We start from the raw sequence: 14,866 nt of genomic DNA on the forward strand, positions 1-14,866 counted from the left end.
GGTACACCACGGAGACGCGGCGGAACTACGCGACCGACATCGTGCTGCTGTTGACGTTCCTGTGGGCGCGGGGTCGGGTGTGGACGGACGCGGTGCCCCGGGGACGTGGAGGACTTCGAGCACTGGCGGCGGTTCGCCGAGGCCAACCCGGGCCGGGTGGGCGGGGCGAAGTGGGACCGGGAGCTGGCGGCGTTCGCGGCGCTGTACCGGTGGGCTGTGGGCAACGGGCACGTGCGGCGCAGTCCGGTGGCGGTGCAGCGGGTGGTCGGCCGTGACGGGGACGTGCTGGAGGTGCCGGTGGCCAGGGCGAAGGACGCCCGGTCGGGGAACGTGCACTGGTTGACGCTGCGGACGTGGCGACGGTGGATCGACGTGGGGTTGCGCGGGCACACCGCCGGCGGGGTGCCGGAGCCGGGTTGGGTGGGGCGGGTCGAGGACCGCAACGTGGCGTTCGTCCGGCTGCTGACCACCTCGGGGCTGCGGCGCTCGGAGGCCGGGTCGTTGTTGACGTTCGAGGTGCCGGCGCGGCGGTTGGACGGGGGCCGCTACTACCGGGGTGTGGTGGCGGCGGGGGTGACGCGGTCGAAGAAGCGCCGCACGTTCTACGTCGCGTCGGACGCGGTGGGTGAGGTCGAGGCGTACGTGGAGTCGTCGCGGGCGTGGGCGGTGCGGCGGGCGCAGCGCAGGGGCCGCTACGAGCGGGTGCCGGGGCTGCGGGTGGTGACCGGGGTGACGCGGGGCCGCACGCCAGTGGTGCACTGGCGCGGCCCGGACGGCTCGACCGGGGCGCAGGTGTTGGACCGGTTGACGGTGGGGGAGCGGATGCTGCTGTTCACCGAGGGGCCGCGCGGGCTGGAGCCGTTGTGGTTGTGGCTCAACGAGCGGGGGCTGCCGTTGGGGGTGCACTCCTGGGACGGGGTGTTCGCTGTGGCGAACCGGCGCTGCGAGCGGGTGCTGACCCCGGCGGGGCGGGTGGGGTTCGATCCGCACCGGGTGTTCGCGCCGTATGCGACCCCGCACTCGGCCCGGCATTCGTTCGCGTTGTACATGCTGGTGGTGCTGACCGCGGCGCGGTGTTCAAGACCGCGCTGGACGAGCACGGCAACCACGCCTCCGCCGGCGTCGAACGCGACGTCCCCTGGGTCGCCATCCGCCCGGTGGTCGACGCCATCAGGGTCCTGGAACGCCTCGTCCCGCCCGGCGAGCTGCTGTTCGACGCCGTACACACCGGCAGGCAGCCCGGGTCGGGGGCGATGCGCAGCGGCACCATGGCCTACCGGATCGAGAGCTTCACGGCCTTCGCCGACACCCTGGCCACCGCCCACGGACTACCGGAGCAGACCATCCCGCCCGACCCCGCCGGCGCGATCGGCACCGCCCGCTTCCGCCGGAGCCTGGCCTGGCACATCGCCCGCCGACCCGACGGCCTGGTCGCCCTCGCGATCCAGTACGGACACCTGCGCACCGCCGTCTCCGCCGGCTACGCCTCGCGCGGGCGCGGCGGCATCCACGAACTGCTCGACATCGAGACCGTCCGCGCGGTCGCCGACACCGTCGCCGACCTGCACCACGACCTCGCCGAAGGCGGCGGCGTCTCCGGTCCCGCCGCCCGCCGCGCCATCAAGGCCGCCGCCACCGCACCCAGCTTCGCCGGCACCGTCCTGACCGCCACCACAGCCCGACGGCTGCTGGCCAACGAGGACGCCCTGCTCTACGACAACCCCCACGCACTGCTGCTGTGCCACTACCAGCGCGACCGCGCCCTGTGCCACCGCGACGGCGTCAAGGACACCCCGAGCCTGGACCACTGCGTGCCCGGCTGCGGCAACATCGCCCGCACCGACCACCACGCCCGACAGCTCCGCGACCGCGCCGACCGACTCGACCACCGCGCCGGCCACGTCCCCGGACCACTCGCCGACCGGCTACGCGCCACCGCCACCACCCTGCGCGGCCGGGCCGACACCCACGACCACACCCGCATCACCACCGACCCAGGCAAGGACACCCGGTGAGCCCCGCACCCGACGAACGCGACCGCATCCTCGCCGCCGTCGACCGCATCCTCACCGGCCGACCCGAACGCTCCGACGGCGCACTCACCGTCGTCGCCCTCGCCATCGAGGCCGACGTCCCCCGCAACGCCCTCACCCAACGCCACACCGACCTGCGCAACCACTTCCACGAACGCGTCCGCGAACACGGCGGCGGCACCACACCCGACGAAGACCGCCTCCGCACCACCATCACCACGCTCGACAAGACCATCACCACCAAGAACGCCGAACTCGCCCAACTCCGAGCCGACGTCCCCGCCCTCGTCCGCGCCGTCAACCAACTCACCCACGAGAACCGGCAACTCCGCGACGCACTCACACAACCCCACCCCAACGTCGTTCCGTTCCCGGGACGGCGACCACACGGCGGCTGAACCGCCGGTGCCGCCTGGAAGCAGGCCGCAGCCCACCCGACGGCGGCCGGGGCCCTCGGCCCCGGGGACAGGCGTTCGGGAAGTCGTTGCCGGACCGTCGTCGACCGGTCGCTGCGCCGCGTGACGGCGTTCCGTCGCAACGCGCCCACGTTCCGGTGAAACGGGCGGTGCCGTCGCACGGGTGCGTTGGCTGGGGGGGGCGGTGCCCGGCCCGGCCCGGGCGGGGCACGACTGTGAGCGCGCAGAGAGGGACGGTGGGTCGATGACCGGTCTGTCGAGGTCCGTGACGGCCGTGGTGACAGCTGTGGTGATGGTGGTCGGGGGAGGTGTCCTGACCGGTGTCCCCGCCGGCGCCGGGTCCGCCGGCGACCAGCACACCGACGCGCCCAGGGCGCGTCCGAACTACGTGGCGATCGGCGACTCCTTCACCGCCGCCGCCGGCGTCAAACCGGAGGTCGAGGACGGCCGGTGCGGCGGACAGTCGACCAGGAACTATCCCCACCAACTGGCCGCCGCGATGGGCTGGGAACTCGCCGACCTCTCCTGCAACGGCGCGAGCCTGACCAAGCGGCACGCAGGAGCGGGCGGCTTCTGGGACAAGGCCTACGGCATCGAAGATCCGATGATCGACAGCGTCACCGCCGACACCGACTACGTGACCTTCCAGCTGGGAGGCAACGACAGCGGGATCAGCACCGCCTTCCTCACCTGCGTCACCGACGGGCTCCCGACCGGTGACCCGTACAACGGCCGCGGCATGGACAACCGCCCCGCGGGCGCGTGCCAGGAGCGCAACGAACCCGACTTCACCATCCACGAGGCGGCGGCAGAGATCGAAAAAGCCCTGCTGGAGATCCACAAACGGGCTCCGCGCGCGCAGGTCGCGGTCGTCGGATATCCCGCCATCGTCCCCCAGGACGAGACGAAGTGCCGGTACGACGGATCCCCCATTCCCCTGTTGAGCAACCAGCTCGGGCCGATGAACCACGCCGACCTCGCGTGGCTGCGCGGCAAGTTCGAGGAGTTCAACGTCGCGATCGAGGGCGCCGTCGCCGACGTCGCCGAGAATCCCGAGTTCAAGGTCGCCTACGTCGACACCTACGACGCCTTCAAGGGACACGAGCCCTGCCAGCTGCCGAGCTCCAACCGGTGGATCTGGCCCATCCCGGCCCCCGTGCTCTCCGAGCACGCCATGTGGGGCGCGGCCCACCCCAACGGGTATGGGCACGACGAGACGACCAAGCTGGTCGCCGCAACCCTGCCCATCGAGAAGCGATAACGACGGGCCACCGACAGGACCGGTGATCGGGCACCCCGTGTCGCGGGTGCCCCGCATCCAACGCGGTGCCAAAGCAGGTTCGGGGGCGCCCCACGGAGGCGCGCCCCCGAAGCTCGGGACAGGCCGAACTGCACTATCACGATCGAACGCATCCCCACCCGGCCCACCTTCCCGCACTGGACCGCCCGCCCCGTGGACAACAACCGGCCCGACACCACCGCAGTGCCAGAATTCGTCCCGCGCTCGCTGCATTCGACGCCGCCCGCATCGCCTTCTCAAGCACGAGGCAACCATCAGACAGTTGCCCGCGCCCAATTCAACATGCTGACTTGACAGGGAATTCAGGCACCTGTGGTTACGACACAGGATGACTTCAATGGCCGACCGGACCGAGACGCGAAAAGTCGTCGAGGTAGTCCCACCGGCGTGGACTGTGGCGTTGAAAGGTCTGCCGAATGTGGGCGGATTGCACATGCCGACAGCAATCGCTGAATGGGTGTTGCCACGCCCGAATCACCGGTTCGGATGCGGCCATGTCGAGTTGCCAGTGGTTGATCCGGTCGCCGAAGACGGCCTGCGAGGGCATCTCGGTGAGGGTCGCGGCGAGCAGCAGGCCGGCCGCGCCGGAGAGGAACGGCAGGGCCGCATCCGGGCTGGAGGATGTGTCCACGTTGACCGGGCCGGTGGCGCACTCCATCTGTGGGGTGGTGTTGTCCGGCAGTCGGCACGCGGGGCAGTCGTCGCGGTCGGGCACGTGGCGATGCACTTCCGCTGTCCAGTTCGAGGATGTCGTGGCGTGGAGCAGCACGGGTTCACCGCGCTGGGCGAGAAGGGCACGCACCCCACGGCCGTTTGCGAGCGGCAGTACGAGGTCGTGTCGAGTCTGGTTCCCCGGTTGCCACAGGTCGTACCACTGGCGGTGCGGCCGTCCGTCGACGGCCCACGCCGTCGCGTCGGCCTTGAAGGCGGGTTGTCCCGATGGGACGCCGTCCGACCAACCCGCGTGCGAGGCGGTCATGGTCATACAACGGTTCGTGTTGTGCAGTTCCGACCGGTCCGCATCGACGAAGTCCCATGGCCCTGAGCCTGTTCCGAACTCCCGTGCCCAGTATGCGAGGCCGGACGCGACCGCTCCTGCGCCGACGACGAGCACTGAACCGACGTCGATCAGGCCGCGCCCGTCGCGAGTGCCCGCGTCCTTGTCCGCAGTCAGCTCGACCGGGTTGAACCGTATAGAGCGCACCTTCTGCCCGTGAACCAGACGGAAGAGCGCGGCGGCGCCGAGGACCGCAGCGGCAGCAGCGCCAAAGGTGGAGTCAGGGGAGCAAGTCTCGTCATCGCCTGGTGCCACAGATAGCGATCCACGGCCTCCGCGCCAGGACACGACGAGGTCGGAATCGTTGGATGCCCGCTCGCCGATGCGAACCGTCAGCACGCCTGTGGTGCTGTCGAAGGTTGTGGTCAGGTCGAGCACCGGGGTGATCGCCAAGGCGGTGGCGACGGCAGCGGCACGTAGGTCTCCGGCTGGTACCAGACCACGGGCGACCAGGGGTACCGCCGGTACTTCCAGGCAGATCCGGCGGTGGACTCGCGCCACCAGGTTGACCAGTGCGAGCGTGGCAATCTGTCCGGGACGGGTGCTGGCCGTCTCCGCGTCGACGACGATCCGCACAGGCCGTTCGAGGGAATTGTCGTCCCCGCCGTACTGGCGGGTGCGACGGTCGCGTTCTGCGTAGAAGATCTCGCGACGGCTAGGCATGGTGGGCCCCAATGCTCACGAGCGAGGGCACGACGGTCAGAGCACCTTCGTCGACGTACACCCATCGCCCGCGTTGGAACTGGTGAAGTCCGGCGCCCTGCGCGGGTTGCAGGCTGCCCCGGCCGTAGTGCGCCACGACGACGGAGAACATGCCTTCGAAAGGCATGAGCACCAATTGGTCATCGCCGTCGGAGTGGCGTGTGTCGTGACCGGGATGGCTGTGCACCTGGGCAACGAGCCCCAGGCCGACTGCACGTGCCGCACGAGCCGTCCCGGCCACAGCAGATTCCGCGACGAACACTCCGTCGCGCCGGTGCTCGGTCGGAGGGGCGACGATCGCGACGACGAGGACATCGGCACCGACGGTGCGCCCCAACCAGAACACCAGCCCCTCATGAGCATCGTGGTCTGCGCTGCTGGCTTGCAGGACCGCCTTGGTCGGTGCCAGGACCTGCTCGGCGACGAGCAACCTGCCGGTCGCCGGGCCAGTGGGCAAAGGGTTCCGACGAAACACGGTCATCAGGACATCCTCGGGCTCAAGGAAAGATGCAGGTGGATCTGACTGAGCATGTCCGCCAAGGTCTCGGCCTTGGTGTAACCGGCACCGGCCACGGCCCAGTTGGTCAACGCGCCCCAATCACCGTGGGGACCTCCGTGTTCGGCATAGGCCAGGCGGTTCCACGGCGCGCACAGCACACGATTGGAGTGAAAGATGGACCCCGGCACCGCCGGGCTGTTGCCCGCTTCCGGGAAGGGCACGGCACGGGGATCATCGGTCGGTTCCCCGAAGCGCCAGGCCGGGGGTATTGCCCGGTAGCCGCCGAGGTCGGCGGTGATCCGCGCGACGGTCGCGTCGCCAGGGTGGACGGCGTTGACCGTGAGGACGAGTTGCGCGCTGTCCAGGCTGGCCGTCCAACCCGGACGGCGCGCAACCCAAGCGATCACGGCGGGCATCTCGGCCGCGACCACGGCTTCCGTGACGACCGCAGGGATCACTTCAGACACCTCCACCGACGTCGACCAGGTTCAGCTCGTCGCCGTCCCGTACGTGCGCACCGGCGAGGGTCTTGGTGCGATCGAGGACGACGTTCTCGTTGGTCGCGAAGGAGGGGTTGCCTCCCTCGTAGCCGAACGCGTCGGCCGCGACACGGGCGGCTTCGCCGACGGTGTCGTTGCGGCGGAACTCGAAGGTCTTCGACTCGGGCGACCTGGGTGCGAACACCGTCACCGTGAGCTTCGGACCTCCAGGGTGCGGCTTTGCGGCTTCTGCTTCCCCGCTCATGCCCTCACTCCCATCTGTTAACTGTGTTGCCCGGACAGCGGTACCGTAAGCCGGCTACACACCTTCACGCAAGGGGTGAAGAGACGATGTCGTGTAGGGGCTAGTCCAAACGGGTACGACGGCGGCGAGCCCGCGGCTACGGCTGTACGCTCCGCGGCGTCGGTCGGCATCAGCCCAGGGGTGAAGGAGGGAGGTCTTGTGGAGCTGCTGTACGACCACCCGGACCTCCATCGACTCGCCGTCGACGCCGCGTTCCAACTGGACGGGTTGCCCCCGGAAGCCGTGAGGTCCTACCGGTGCCGACTCCAGTCGCTGCTCGCCGCCCGGGACCGCCACGACCTGAGCAAGGTCCTGTCCTTGGAGCTCCGGAGCGAGAACGGCCACGAAGGAGCGCGCAGTTCGATCCACGTGGCGGATGGGTTGAGATTGATGTTGGACTTCGACCGAGGGAAGGCCGATGAGGTCATGGTGGTGGGCTTCCTCAGGTCCGACGCCCTGGAGGTGAAGCGATGAGAACCGTGCTCGCGGAGGTCACCCCGGTGGGCGAGCACCTCTTGGTGGAGATCGAGAAGCACGGCTGGACCCAGGCCGAGTTCGCCGAGATCATCGGCCGGCCGGCCCAGGTCGTTTCGGAGATCGTCGCGGGCAAGAAGGAGATCACCCGGGAGTCGGCGGCACAGATCGCGGCGGCTTTGGGCCCCAGCCCGGAGTACTGGCTGAACTACCAGAACCAGTACCACTTGTGGCGGCAGTCTCAGCACGAGGGCACCCGTCTCCAACTGGACGATGTTCGGCTGCGGGCCCGGCTCAACAAGTTGGCGCCCCTGGCGCTGCTGCGCAAACGTGGCGTGATCACCGCAACGACGCTCCCGGGACAAGCCGCCCAGCTTTGCGACCTCCTTGAGCTGAAGACCCTGGACGACACGCCCCGACTTGCGATGGTCGCCCGGCGCAGCAACATGGAGGAGGCGGCCTCGCCCACACAGTCGGTATGGGTCGCGTGCGTCCGCCGCGAGGCTGAACGACTGTCCGTAGCCCCGTACTCGCCCGAAGGTCTGCGAGTTCTGGCGGGCAGGCTGAGCAGCGAGGCCAGAGAGCCGTCGGCATTCGCCAAGTTCCCGACGATGTTCGCGGAGGTCGGAGTCCGGCTGGTCTACGTCGAGGCGTTCCCCTCCAGCAAGATCGACGGAGCCGCGATGGACATGGGCGGCACTCCCGTCATCGGGCTCTCGGGGCGCGGACACCGCCTCGACAAGGTGCTGTTCACCCTGCTCCACGAGACGGCGCACGTTGCGCTCGACCACATAACAGGTCCGGTGATCCTGGACGAGGACAACCCCCAGGGCCAGAAACAAGAGGACGAGGCCAACGATCTGGCCGCCAGTTGGGCATTGCCCGACCCGCTTCCGGCCACACCGGAGCGCATCGGCCAAGGCTGGCTGAACAAGATGGCAACCTCGATGGGTGTGCACCCGATCGTCATCGTCGGCCGGCTGCAAAACGCCGGAGCGCTCAACTGGCGGAGCGCCCTGGCAAAGGACGCACCAACGGTGACGAGGTACTTGCAGGGCTGGTGACACGCTTCGCAGCGCATGATCACCGTCCTTCATTGGGCACCATGCCGCACTGGCTCGCCCTGCCACGCGGTGGCACGGGTTCAGGCGACGAACGTCAGAAGAAGGCCGTCGGCTCCCACAATGCTCACGTTCATCTCGAAGTCGCCGTACGAGTCGTCTGGATGCCCCTTGCGGCGCAAGGCTCCGGTGAACAACCGGCGTAGTTCGTCGAGGTTCGCGGGGTCGGCGGACGTGACCAACTTGGTCAACACCTCCCCAGCGGGCCCAACGATCTCAAGCTGCAACGGACGGTTCCCACCAGTGGGAGCACTTGGTTCGACGTGGACGGAGGTCTCGACGGGCTGTGACGGAAGCCGGGTCACGTTCGCGACCGGAGCCTCGTAGAGCGCCACGCCTTCGTCGTCGCTGTCCGATCGGATGATGACCGGTTTCACGCCTCGCCCGGTGCGTGAGACAAGGCCCCAGTCCTTCAACAAACCCAGGGCACGGTGCGCGGTGCCGACGGAGACGGCGTGCCGATCGGCGAGTTCCTTCACAGTGGGCGCGGGTGCGCCGTCCGGGATGTCGTCGGTGACGATGCGGGTGCGTTCCAGCGCGGCGATGGTCTCGTAGGGGCTTCGCGGGGCCGCCTTGGGCCTGTCCCGCGGCTCCGGGATGGGTGCCGGGGTGGTGGGCATCCTGGTCATGAGGGTCTCGGAGGCGCGTTGGTCGGCTTCTTCGACCCAGGCCGCGTACATCTTCAGGGTTGTGGTGCCGCCGCCGGAGTGGCCGAGGCGTCCGGCGACGGTGCGAATGTCGACGCCGCCGCTGATGAGGTCGGTCGCGGAGTAGTGGCGCAGTTTGTGGAACGTGGTGTTGATGCCGAGCTTGTCGACCATGCGCCGGTAGCGCTGGCTCACAGCGCGGGGCTTAAAGCCGACCATGCCGTCCGGGGAGGTCGCGAAGATGAACGCCTCCGGCGAGAGGTCGATACCGAGTTCGCGGGTGCGGTGTTCGCAGCAGCGTTTGAGCTGGGACAGGATGGCGGTGGTCTCGGCGTCCAGGGCGAGGATGCGGTGCTGGTGGCTCTTGGTGTCCTTCTCCCAGATGTCGGTGTTGCCCTGGGCCATCGACGCCTCGACACGCAGCCGCTTGAGGCCGGGTTGGAAGTGCCGCCACCGCAGCGCGCACATCTCACCGCGCCGCGCGCCCGTGGTGGTCGAGGTCCACACGAGGGCCCCGAAGTCGAGGTCCCGCCGCCACGCTTCGTCCAGGATGGTCGCGATCTCCTCCGGTGAGGGAGGGCTCGGCTTCGGGGGCGGGGGCGGCGGTGGGTCGGCGTTGGCCATGGGGCTGCGGGTGACCCAGCTCTTGCGGCCCGCGCGCTTGTACGCGCCGGTGAGGATGAAGTGGATCTTGCGGACGGTCCAGGCCGCGAGTGGCTTGCAGACGTGGCGGCGGCAGCGGCGGTCGCAGGTGTGCTCGCCCGGTGTCCGGTGGTCGGTCTCCGGGCCGCCGGAGCAGTGCTCGCGGCAGCGCTCCAGCTCCTCGTAGTAGGAGTCCAGGACCTCCACTGCCAGCGACTCGGCCTTGAAGTGGCCGATGATCGGGTAGATGTGCTTGCGGGCGTAGCCGTCGTAGGTCTCGCGGGTCGTGCGCTCCAGGCGCGCCGCCGTGATGTGGGCGGCGACCATGAAGCCCACCGTGGCGTTGGTCCGCGGATGGGAGCGTTCGTCGATCTCGCGGAGGAAGCGGTCCCGGGCCTCCTCGGCCAAGCGCTCGGCGTCGGGGCCCGCCGGGACGACCTCGGTCAGGTAGTGGCGGCGCTTCGTGATCACGTCCAGACCGGCATACACACGAACGCGCAGAGCGCCACTCGGCAGCGAGTCGATGCTGCCGCGCTCCCTGCGCGATACGCCGTCCGGACGAGCCATGAGGAGGACGATAAGCTGAAACCCGCGTCATGAGTGATGTCACGGCGCGGGTTTCACGGGGGCCCTCGAATACTCGAAGGCCAGGTCAAACAGTTGTGCCCCCGGCAGGATTCGAACCTGCGCACCCGCCTCCGGAGGGCGGTGCTCTATCCCCTGAGCTACGGGGGCCGTAGCTATGGGCAGAAGCTTAGCAGGGCCGTCGGGGTGGTTTTGCACCCCCTGCCCCCTGGGGCGTGGCTCGCGGCCGGGGACGGTTCGCCGAGGGCGCTGACCTGAGGATTTAGGCGGTCGAGAAGGGTTGAGGTTGCCGGATTCGCTGCGGGGGTGGGTCGGGGTAGCTCCGCCGGGAACTGGGCGGTGTCGCTGCGATCTCACGGGCGCGTCGCCCGTTCGCTGAGCACCCCACGCGCGCCCCAAGTGAGTCCGGCACATCTTGGGCTTCCGCGACGGACGTCGGCCGCGTCCGGCCATGGTCATCACAGACCTAGGCACGAGCCGGATGTCACGGAAAGTGACGAACTCGGCAAGTCGCCTGGCTCATCTCCGAACGGCACGGTGCACCCGATGTGGTGATGACCGACGCGGACACGAGGTTGGTCGCCCCTTGGGCACGTCGGCGGACCAATGGCGAAGGGCGCTGGAGACCACCTCAGGACGGGGCCGGCTCCACGTGGTTCGCCAGGTCACGAACCTGATCCCGGCGGGGCCGGTCCGGTGTCCGGGATGGGTGGTCAACCCCACCTGATCTACCGGTTGCACTCATGCGCATGTGACTATATGTTCCATCCATGGGTCACGGACACGGCCACGGAGTGTCATCGGGGAGCGCGAAGCACCTCGGCCGGTTGTGGGTCGCCTTCGGTATCGGGGCGGCCTTCATGGTGGTCGAGTTCGCCGTCGGCTTCGCCACGCAATCGCTTGCGCTGATCTCCGACGCCGCTCACATGCTCACCGACGTCCTCGGCGTCGGCATGGCCCTCACCGCCATCGTCCTGGCTCGCCGCGCCTCCTTCAAGGGCAGTCGCACGTTCGGGCTCTACCGCGCCGAGGTGCTGGCCGCCCTGGCCAACGCGGTGCTGCTGTTCGGCGTCGCCGGGTACGTCGTGTTCGAGGCGGTCGGCCGGTTCGGGAATCCGCCGGAGGTGCCGGGGCTGCCCGTCATGCTCGCGGCGGTGGCCGGGCTGGTTGCCAACGTCATCTCGTTCTTCATGCTCCGCGAGGGGGCCAAGGAGAGCATCAACGTCCGGGGTGCGTACCTGGAGGTGCTCGCCGACCTCATCGGCTCGGTCGGCGTGCTGATCAGCGGCGCGGTGACGCTGCTGTTCGGCTGGCGCTACGCCGACCCGATCATGGGTGTCGCGATCGGCCTGTTCGTGCTCCCCCGCACCTGGAAGCTCGCCGCGAGCGCGTTGCGGATCCTCTTCCAGCACGCCCCGGCGCGCCTCGACGTCGAGGCGATGCAGGCCGAACTCGGCAAGCTGCCGGGCGTCGAGGAGGCGCACGACCTGCACGTCTGGACGCTCACCTCGGGCATGGAGGTCGCCTCGGCGCACCTCACCACCTGCCAGGACGCGGACCCGGCCCGGGTGCTGGAGGCCGCGCAGACGCTGCTCGCCGAGCAGTACCACATCGAGCACGCGACGCTTCAGGTCGAGCCGGGGGCGTCCGCCGAGCGCTGCCGCGAGATCTCCTGGTGATACCTGGCCGCGTAGCCGGTCGGGGTCTCGCCGAACATCGCGGTGAAGTCGCGCACGAAGTGGGCCTGGTCGGCGTACCCGAGGTCGGCGGCCAGGGCCGCCCAGTCGACCCGCGCGCCCGCTGCCATCCGCTGGGTCACCTCGTGTAACCGGTAGCGGCGGATCACCCACTTCGGGCCGATGCCGACGTGCTCGGCGAACAGCCGCTGCAACTGCCGGGGGCCGCGACCGGTCGCCTCGGCCAGCGCGGACACCCTGGTGATCGTGGGCTCGGCCACGATCCGGTCTACGGCAGCCGCGGCGAACTCGGCCGCCGGGTCGGGCTCCGGCAGGCACGACCGCAGCATCTCCTCGACGGCGGGCACGGTCGGCTCGCGGACGTCCGGGAACATCGACGGCACCGTCCGGTCGGTGATCGACCGGACCGGGGCGCCCAGGAACGCCCGGAACCGACCCGGCCGGAACGCGACCCCGAACACCTGCCCGTCGCCGTCCAGCACCTGGTGGACGTGCCGGCTGGACACCCCGCTCACGGTGGCCCGGCCGCCTTGGAACGCCAGGTGCACGTTGGGGTACGGCACGATCAGCTGCCGGTACGGCCGGTCGTAGGACCAGTGCACGATCCAGTACCGCGCGACGTAGGGCGCGAGGTCCGGTGACGGCAGCGGGAAGGCGTGTCGCTGGTGCTTGCGCCAGTCCAGTTCCCGCTCGTCCCGCACCCGGTCAGGGTATGTCGCGTTTGTTCAATACACCTGGCGGGCCGCGCCCGTAGCGTGCCGCGCATGAACACCGAACGGCTGGCGGCGCTCGCTGCGGCGCCCTTCCTGGAGATCATCGACGACATCACGCCCGACCGGCTGGACGCGCCGACGCCGTGCGCCGAGTACGACGTCCGCCGGCTGATCCGTCACCTGCTGCACTGGGGTCCGTCGCTGGAAGCCGCCGCGCGCAAGGAGGTCGTCACGCCGGAGGGCGAGGAGGCCGACGCCGACCTGACCGACTGGCAGGCCCGGTTGCGCGCCCAGGTCGAGCGGACCGCGACGGCGTGGAGCGCGCCCGAGGCTTGGCAGGGCACGACCGTGCTGGGTTCGCCGAACGAGATGCCCGCCGCGATGGTCGGCGGCCTGACCGTGGGCGAGATCCTGGTGCACGGGTGGGATCTCGCCACCGCTCTCGGCCTCAAGCCGACCTGGGACGACGAGGTGCTCGCGTTCGTGCACGCGGACCTGGTCGGCAGCGCGCCGGTGGCCCGGGAGATGGGGCTGTTCGGGCCCGAGGTCCCGGTTCCCGACGACGCTCCGCTGCTCGACCGGCTGCTCGGGCTGACCGGCCGCACGCCCTAGGGCGTGTCTGACGGATCGCGAAGCCAGTCGAGCAAGCTGATCAGGTGGAGTGCGCCGAGGTAGTTGCGGGCCAGGCGGTCGTAGCGGGTGGCGATGCCGCGAAAGTCCTTGAACCGCTGGAAACGACGCTCGACCACGTTGCGCCGCTTGTAGAGCCGCTTGCCGAACGCGTAAGGACGGCCGCCGGCCGAGCCTCGGCGCAGCCGATTGTCGATCTGGTCGTGCTTCTCCGGGATCGTGGCCCTGATCCCGCGCGAGGCCAGGTGCTCGCGGTTGGAGCGGCTGGAGTAGCCCTTGTCCGCGATCACCCGCTCCGGCCGGGTGCGAGGCCGCCCGACCGGGCGGGTGACGCGGACCCCGGCCAGAACGTCGACGAAGACAGTGGTGTCGTTGACGTTGCCCGCGGTGAGCACCAGCGACAGTGGCATGCCCCTACCGTCGACGGCGAGGTGGATCTTGGTGGTCAGACCGCCGCGGGAGCGGCCGATGGCGTGGTCGGCCGGCTCCGCGGTCGGATTCCTGTGATTCGACCAGGCCCCCTGTGTTCCGGGACAAGGCCGCGCCGTGCTGACGGACCCGGATCAGGGTGGAGTCCACCGACACCACCCAGTCCAGCTCACCGGCCAGATCCGCCCGCGCCTGAACAGCGGAGACCAGGACGGCCCAGGTGCCGTCCGCGCTCCAGCGGGACAACCGCTCGTAGAGCGTCTGCCACGGCCCGAACCGGCCGGGAACCTCCCGCCAGGGCACGCCGACCCGGCACTTGTAGGCGATTCCCTCGATCACCTGACGGTGATCACGCCATCGGCCGCCGCGACACGGCGAACGGTCCGGCAGGAGCGGTTCCAGCACCGCCCACGCCACATCCGACACCAACTCCCTCCCCATGACCAGGACTCTGCCGGACCTCAACATCAAGATCCGTCAGACACGCCCTAGTGCTGCGTTCCTCGAAGGTGCCGTGTCTTGATCGTCGATCTTGATCGGTCGACGAGGAGTGGCACGTGCCGGAAGTGCTGGTAGCGCGATTACCGATCGACGCTGTGGAGGAGCGGGCGGTGCCGAAACTGGCCGGTGCCCGACACGCTCCCGGTGACTGGATCCGGCGGGCGCGGATCGTGGTGGCCGGCTGGGAGGGTGGGTCGACCAAGGGCATCGCGGCCGAGGTCGGATGTCATCCGCAGACCGTGCGTGAGTTGCTGCATCGGTTCAACATCAACGGATTGGACGGCCTGGGTGACCGTCCGGGAGCGGGGCGCCGTCCCCGGTTGACCGAGGACGAACGCAGCCGGATCGTCGCGATGGCGCGCACCCGGCAGCCACCGGGCCGACTGACCCGGCAGTCCGACGGCACCCTGGACGCCGAACGGGAAGGCGGTCCGGCGCACTGGACGTTGGACTCGCTGAGCGAGGCCTGCAAGCCGACGGCGTCATGGTCGGACGCAGCCAGATCCGCCGCATCCTGCTCACCGCATCAAAGCACTCCTGGACTACTCCCGCGGGCCGGAGAAGACCTGGGTCTACGGTGCCGTCCGCATACGTGACGGCCAGGCCGTCACCCTCACTGCCGCGTCACGCAACAGCC

At 69.6% G+C, this 14,866-nt stretch carries 16 protein-coding genes and 1 tRNA gene; 8 read left to right on the forward strand and 9 right to left on the reverse strand.

Translation table 11 applies throughout. The annotated features are described in order from the left end of the window. Positions 1-692: 692 nt before the first annotated feature. Entirely contained in the window at positions 693-1,049 is a 357-nt protein-coding gene (locus AC0HI0_RS28950; protein ID WP_480926665.1) for a hypothetical protein, read from the reverse strand. A gap of 24 nt (positions 1,050-1,073) precedes the next feature. Here AC0HI0_RS28950 and AC0HI0_RS28955 point away from each other — a divergent pair, with 24 nt between their 5' ends. The 3 genes from AC0HI0_RS28955 (at position 1,074) to AC0HI0_RS28965 (ending at position 3,710) form a co-directional block, all read left to right on the forward strand. Continuing rightward, positions 1,074-2,015, forward strand: a complete 942-nt coding sequence (locus tag AC0HI0_RS28955) for a hypothetical protein (protein WP_480926666.1) — start codon at positions 1,074-1,076, stop codon at positions 2,013-2,015. Next, entirely contained in the window at positions 2,012-2,431 is a 420-nt protein-coding gene (locus AC0HI0_RS28960) for a cell division protein ZapB (protein WP_480926667.1), read from the forward strand. The genes AC0HI0_RS28955 and AC0HI0_RS28960 overlap by 4 nt, the downstream gene beginning before the upstream one ends. 262 nt (positions 2,432-2,693) lie before the next feature. Then, positions 2,694-3,710, forward strand: coding sequence for an SGNH/GDSL hydrolase family protein (locus AC0HI0_RS28965; protein WP_480926668.1), 1,017 nt, complete (start codon positions 2,694-2,696; stop codon positions 3,708-3,710). A 373-nt stretch (positions 3,711-4,083) separates the two neighbouring features. On the opposite strand, the gene AC0HI0_RS28970 is transcribed toward AC0HI0_RS28965, so the two are convergent. Genes AC0HI0_RS28970 through AC0HI0_RS28985 form a run of 4 tightly spaced genes read right to left on the reverse strand, consistent with a single transcriptional unit; the run spans position 4,084 to position 6,697 of the window. Continuing rightward, positions 4,084-5,469, reverse strand: a complete 1,386-nt coding sequence (locus AC0HI0_RS28970) for a hypothetical protein (protein ID WP_480926669.1) — start codon at positions 5,467-5,469, stop codon at positions 4,084-4,086. After that, positions 5,462-5,989: a Mov34/MPN/PAD-1 family protein gene (locus AC0HI0_RS28975; RefSeq protein WP_480926670.1), complete on the reverse strand. Its 528-nt coding sequence runs from the start codon at positions 5,987-5,989 to the stop codon at positions 5,462-5,464. Before AC0HI0_RS28975 ends, AC0HI0_RS28970 begins: the two co-directional genes overlap by 8 nt. Next, the gene (locus AC0HI0_RS28980; protein WP_480926671.1) at positions 5,989-6,465 is read right to left on the reverse strand and encodes a hypothetical protein; all 477 of its coding nucleotides are present in this window, start codon (positions 6,463-6,465) and stop codon (positions 5,989-5,991) included. Before AC0HI0_RS28980 ends, AC0HI0_RS28975 begins: the two co-directional genes overlap by 1 nt. A gap of 1 nt (position 6,466) precedes the next feature. Further along, positions 6,467-6,697: a hypothetical protein gene (locus tag AC0HI0_RS28985; protein WP_480926672.1), complete on the reverse strand. Its 231-nt coding sequence runs from the start codon at positions 6,695-6,697 to the stop codon at positions 6,467-6,469. A 252-nt stretch (positions 6,698-6,949) separates the two neighbouring features. Between AC0HI0_RS28985 and AC0HI0_RS28990 the strand changes: the two genes are divergently transcribed. Together AC0HI0_RS28990 and AC0HI0_RS28995 are read left to right on the forward strand one after the other, a co-directional pair. Then, a complete protein-coding gene (locus AC0HI0_RS28990; RefSeq protein WP_480926673.1) occupies positions 6,950-7,264 on the forward strand; it encodes a hypothetical protein in 315 nt (104 codons plus the stop codon). Beyond that, positions 7,261-8,328: a HigA family addiction module antitoxin gene (locus tag AC0HI0_RS28995; RefSeq protein WP_480926674.1), complete on the forward strand. Its 1,068-nt coding sequence runs from the start codon at positions 7,261-7,263 to the stop codon at positions 8,326-8,328. Before AC0HI0_RS28990 ends, AC0HI0_RS28995 begins: the two co-directional genes overlap by 4 nt. 80 nt (positions 8,329-8,408) lie before the next feature. On the opposite strand, the gene AC0HI0_RS29000 is transcribed toward AC0HI0_RS28995, so the two are convergent. Beyond that, positions 8,409-10,241, reverse strand: a complete 1,833-nt coding sequence (locus AC0HI0_RS29000) for a tyrosine-type recombinase/integrase (protein WP_480926675.1) — start codon at positions 10,239-10,241, stop codon at positions 8,409-8,411. A gap of 96 nt (positions 10,242-10,337) precedes the next feature. Then, a tRNA-Arg gene (locus tag AC0HI0_RS29005) sits at positions 10,338-10,409 on the reverse strand. A 620-nt stretch (positions 10,410-11,029) separates the two neighbouring features. Between AC0HI0_RS29005 and AC0HI0_RS29010 the strand changes: the two genes are divergently transcribed. Next, positions 11,030-11,938, forward strand: coding sequence for a cation diffusion facilitator family transporter (locus AC0HI0_RS29010; protein WP_480926676.1), 909 nt, complete (start codon positions 11,030-11,032; stop codon positions 11,936-11,938). Here the strand turns inward: AC0HI0_RS29010 and AC0HI0_RS29015 are convergent. Continuing rightward, entirely contained in the window at positions 11,887-12,657 is a 771-nt protein-coding gene (locus AC0HI0_RS29015) for an AraC family transcriptional regulator (protein ID WP_480926677.1), read from the reverse strand. The genes AC0HI0_RS29010 and AC0HI0_RS29015 overlap by 52 nt on opposite strands. A 63-nt stretch (positions 12,658-12,720) precedes the next feature. Between AC0HI0_RS29015 and AC0HI0_RS29020 the strand changes: the two genes are divergently transcribed. Continuing rightward, the gene (locus AC0HI0_RS29020; RefSeq protein WP_480926678.1) at positions 12,721-13,281 is read left to right on the forward strand and encodes a TIGR03086 family metal-binding protein; all 561 of its coding nucleotides are present in this window, start codon (positions 12,721-12,723) and stop codon (positions 13,279-13,281) included. Here the strand turns inward: AC0HI0_RS29020 and AC0HI0_RS29025 are convergent. Further along, a protein-coding gene (locus AC0HI0_RS29025) for an IS5 family transposase (RefSeq protein WP_480926679.1) occupies positions 13,278-14,169 on the reverse strand; the annotation gives its coding sequence in 2 pieces (ribosomal slippage) (positions 13,278-13,800 and positions 13,799-14,169; 894 coding nt in all). The genes AC0HI0_RS29020 and AC0HI0_RS29025 overlap by 4 nt on opposite strands. Positions 14,170-14,285: 116 nt before the next feature. Here AC0HI0_RS29025 and AC0HI0_RS29030 point away from each other — a divergent pair. Then, positions 14,286-14,825, forward strand: coding sequence for a helix-turn-helix domain-containing protein (locus AC0HI0_RS29030; protein ID WP_480926680.1), 540 nt, complete (start codon positions 14,286-14,288; stop codon positions 14,823-14,825). Positions 14,826-14,866: the final 41 nt, after the last annotated feature.

The sequence above is a fragment of the Saccharothrix sp. NBAS 001 genome, from assembly GCF_056640475.1.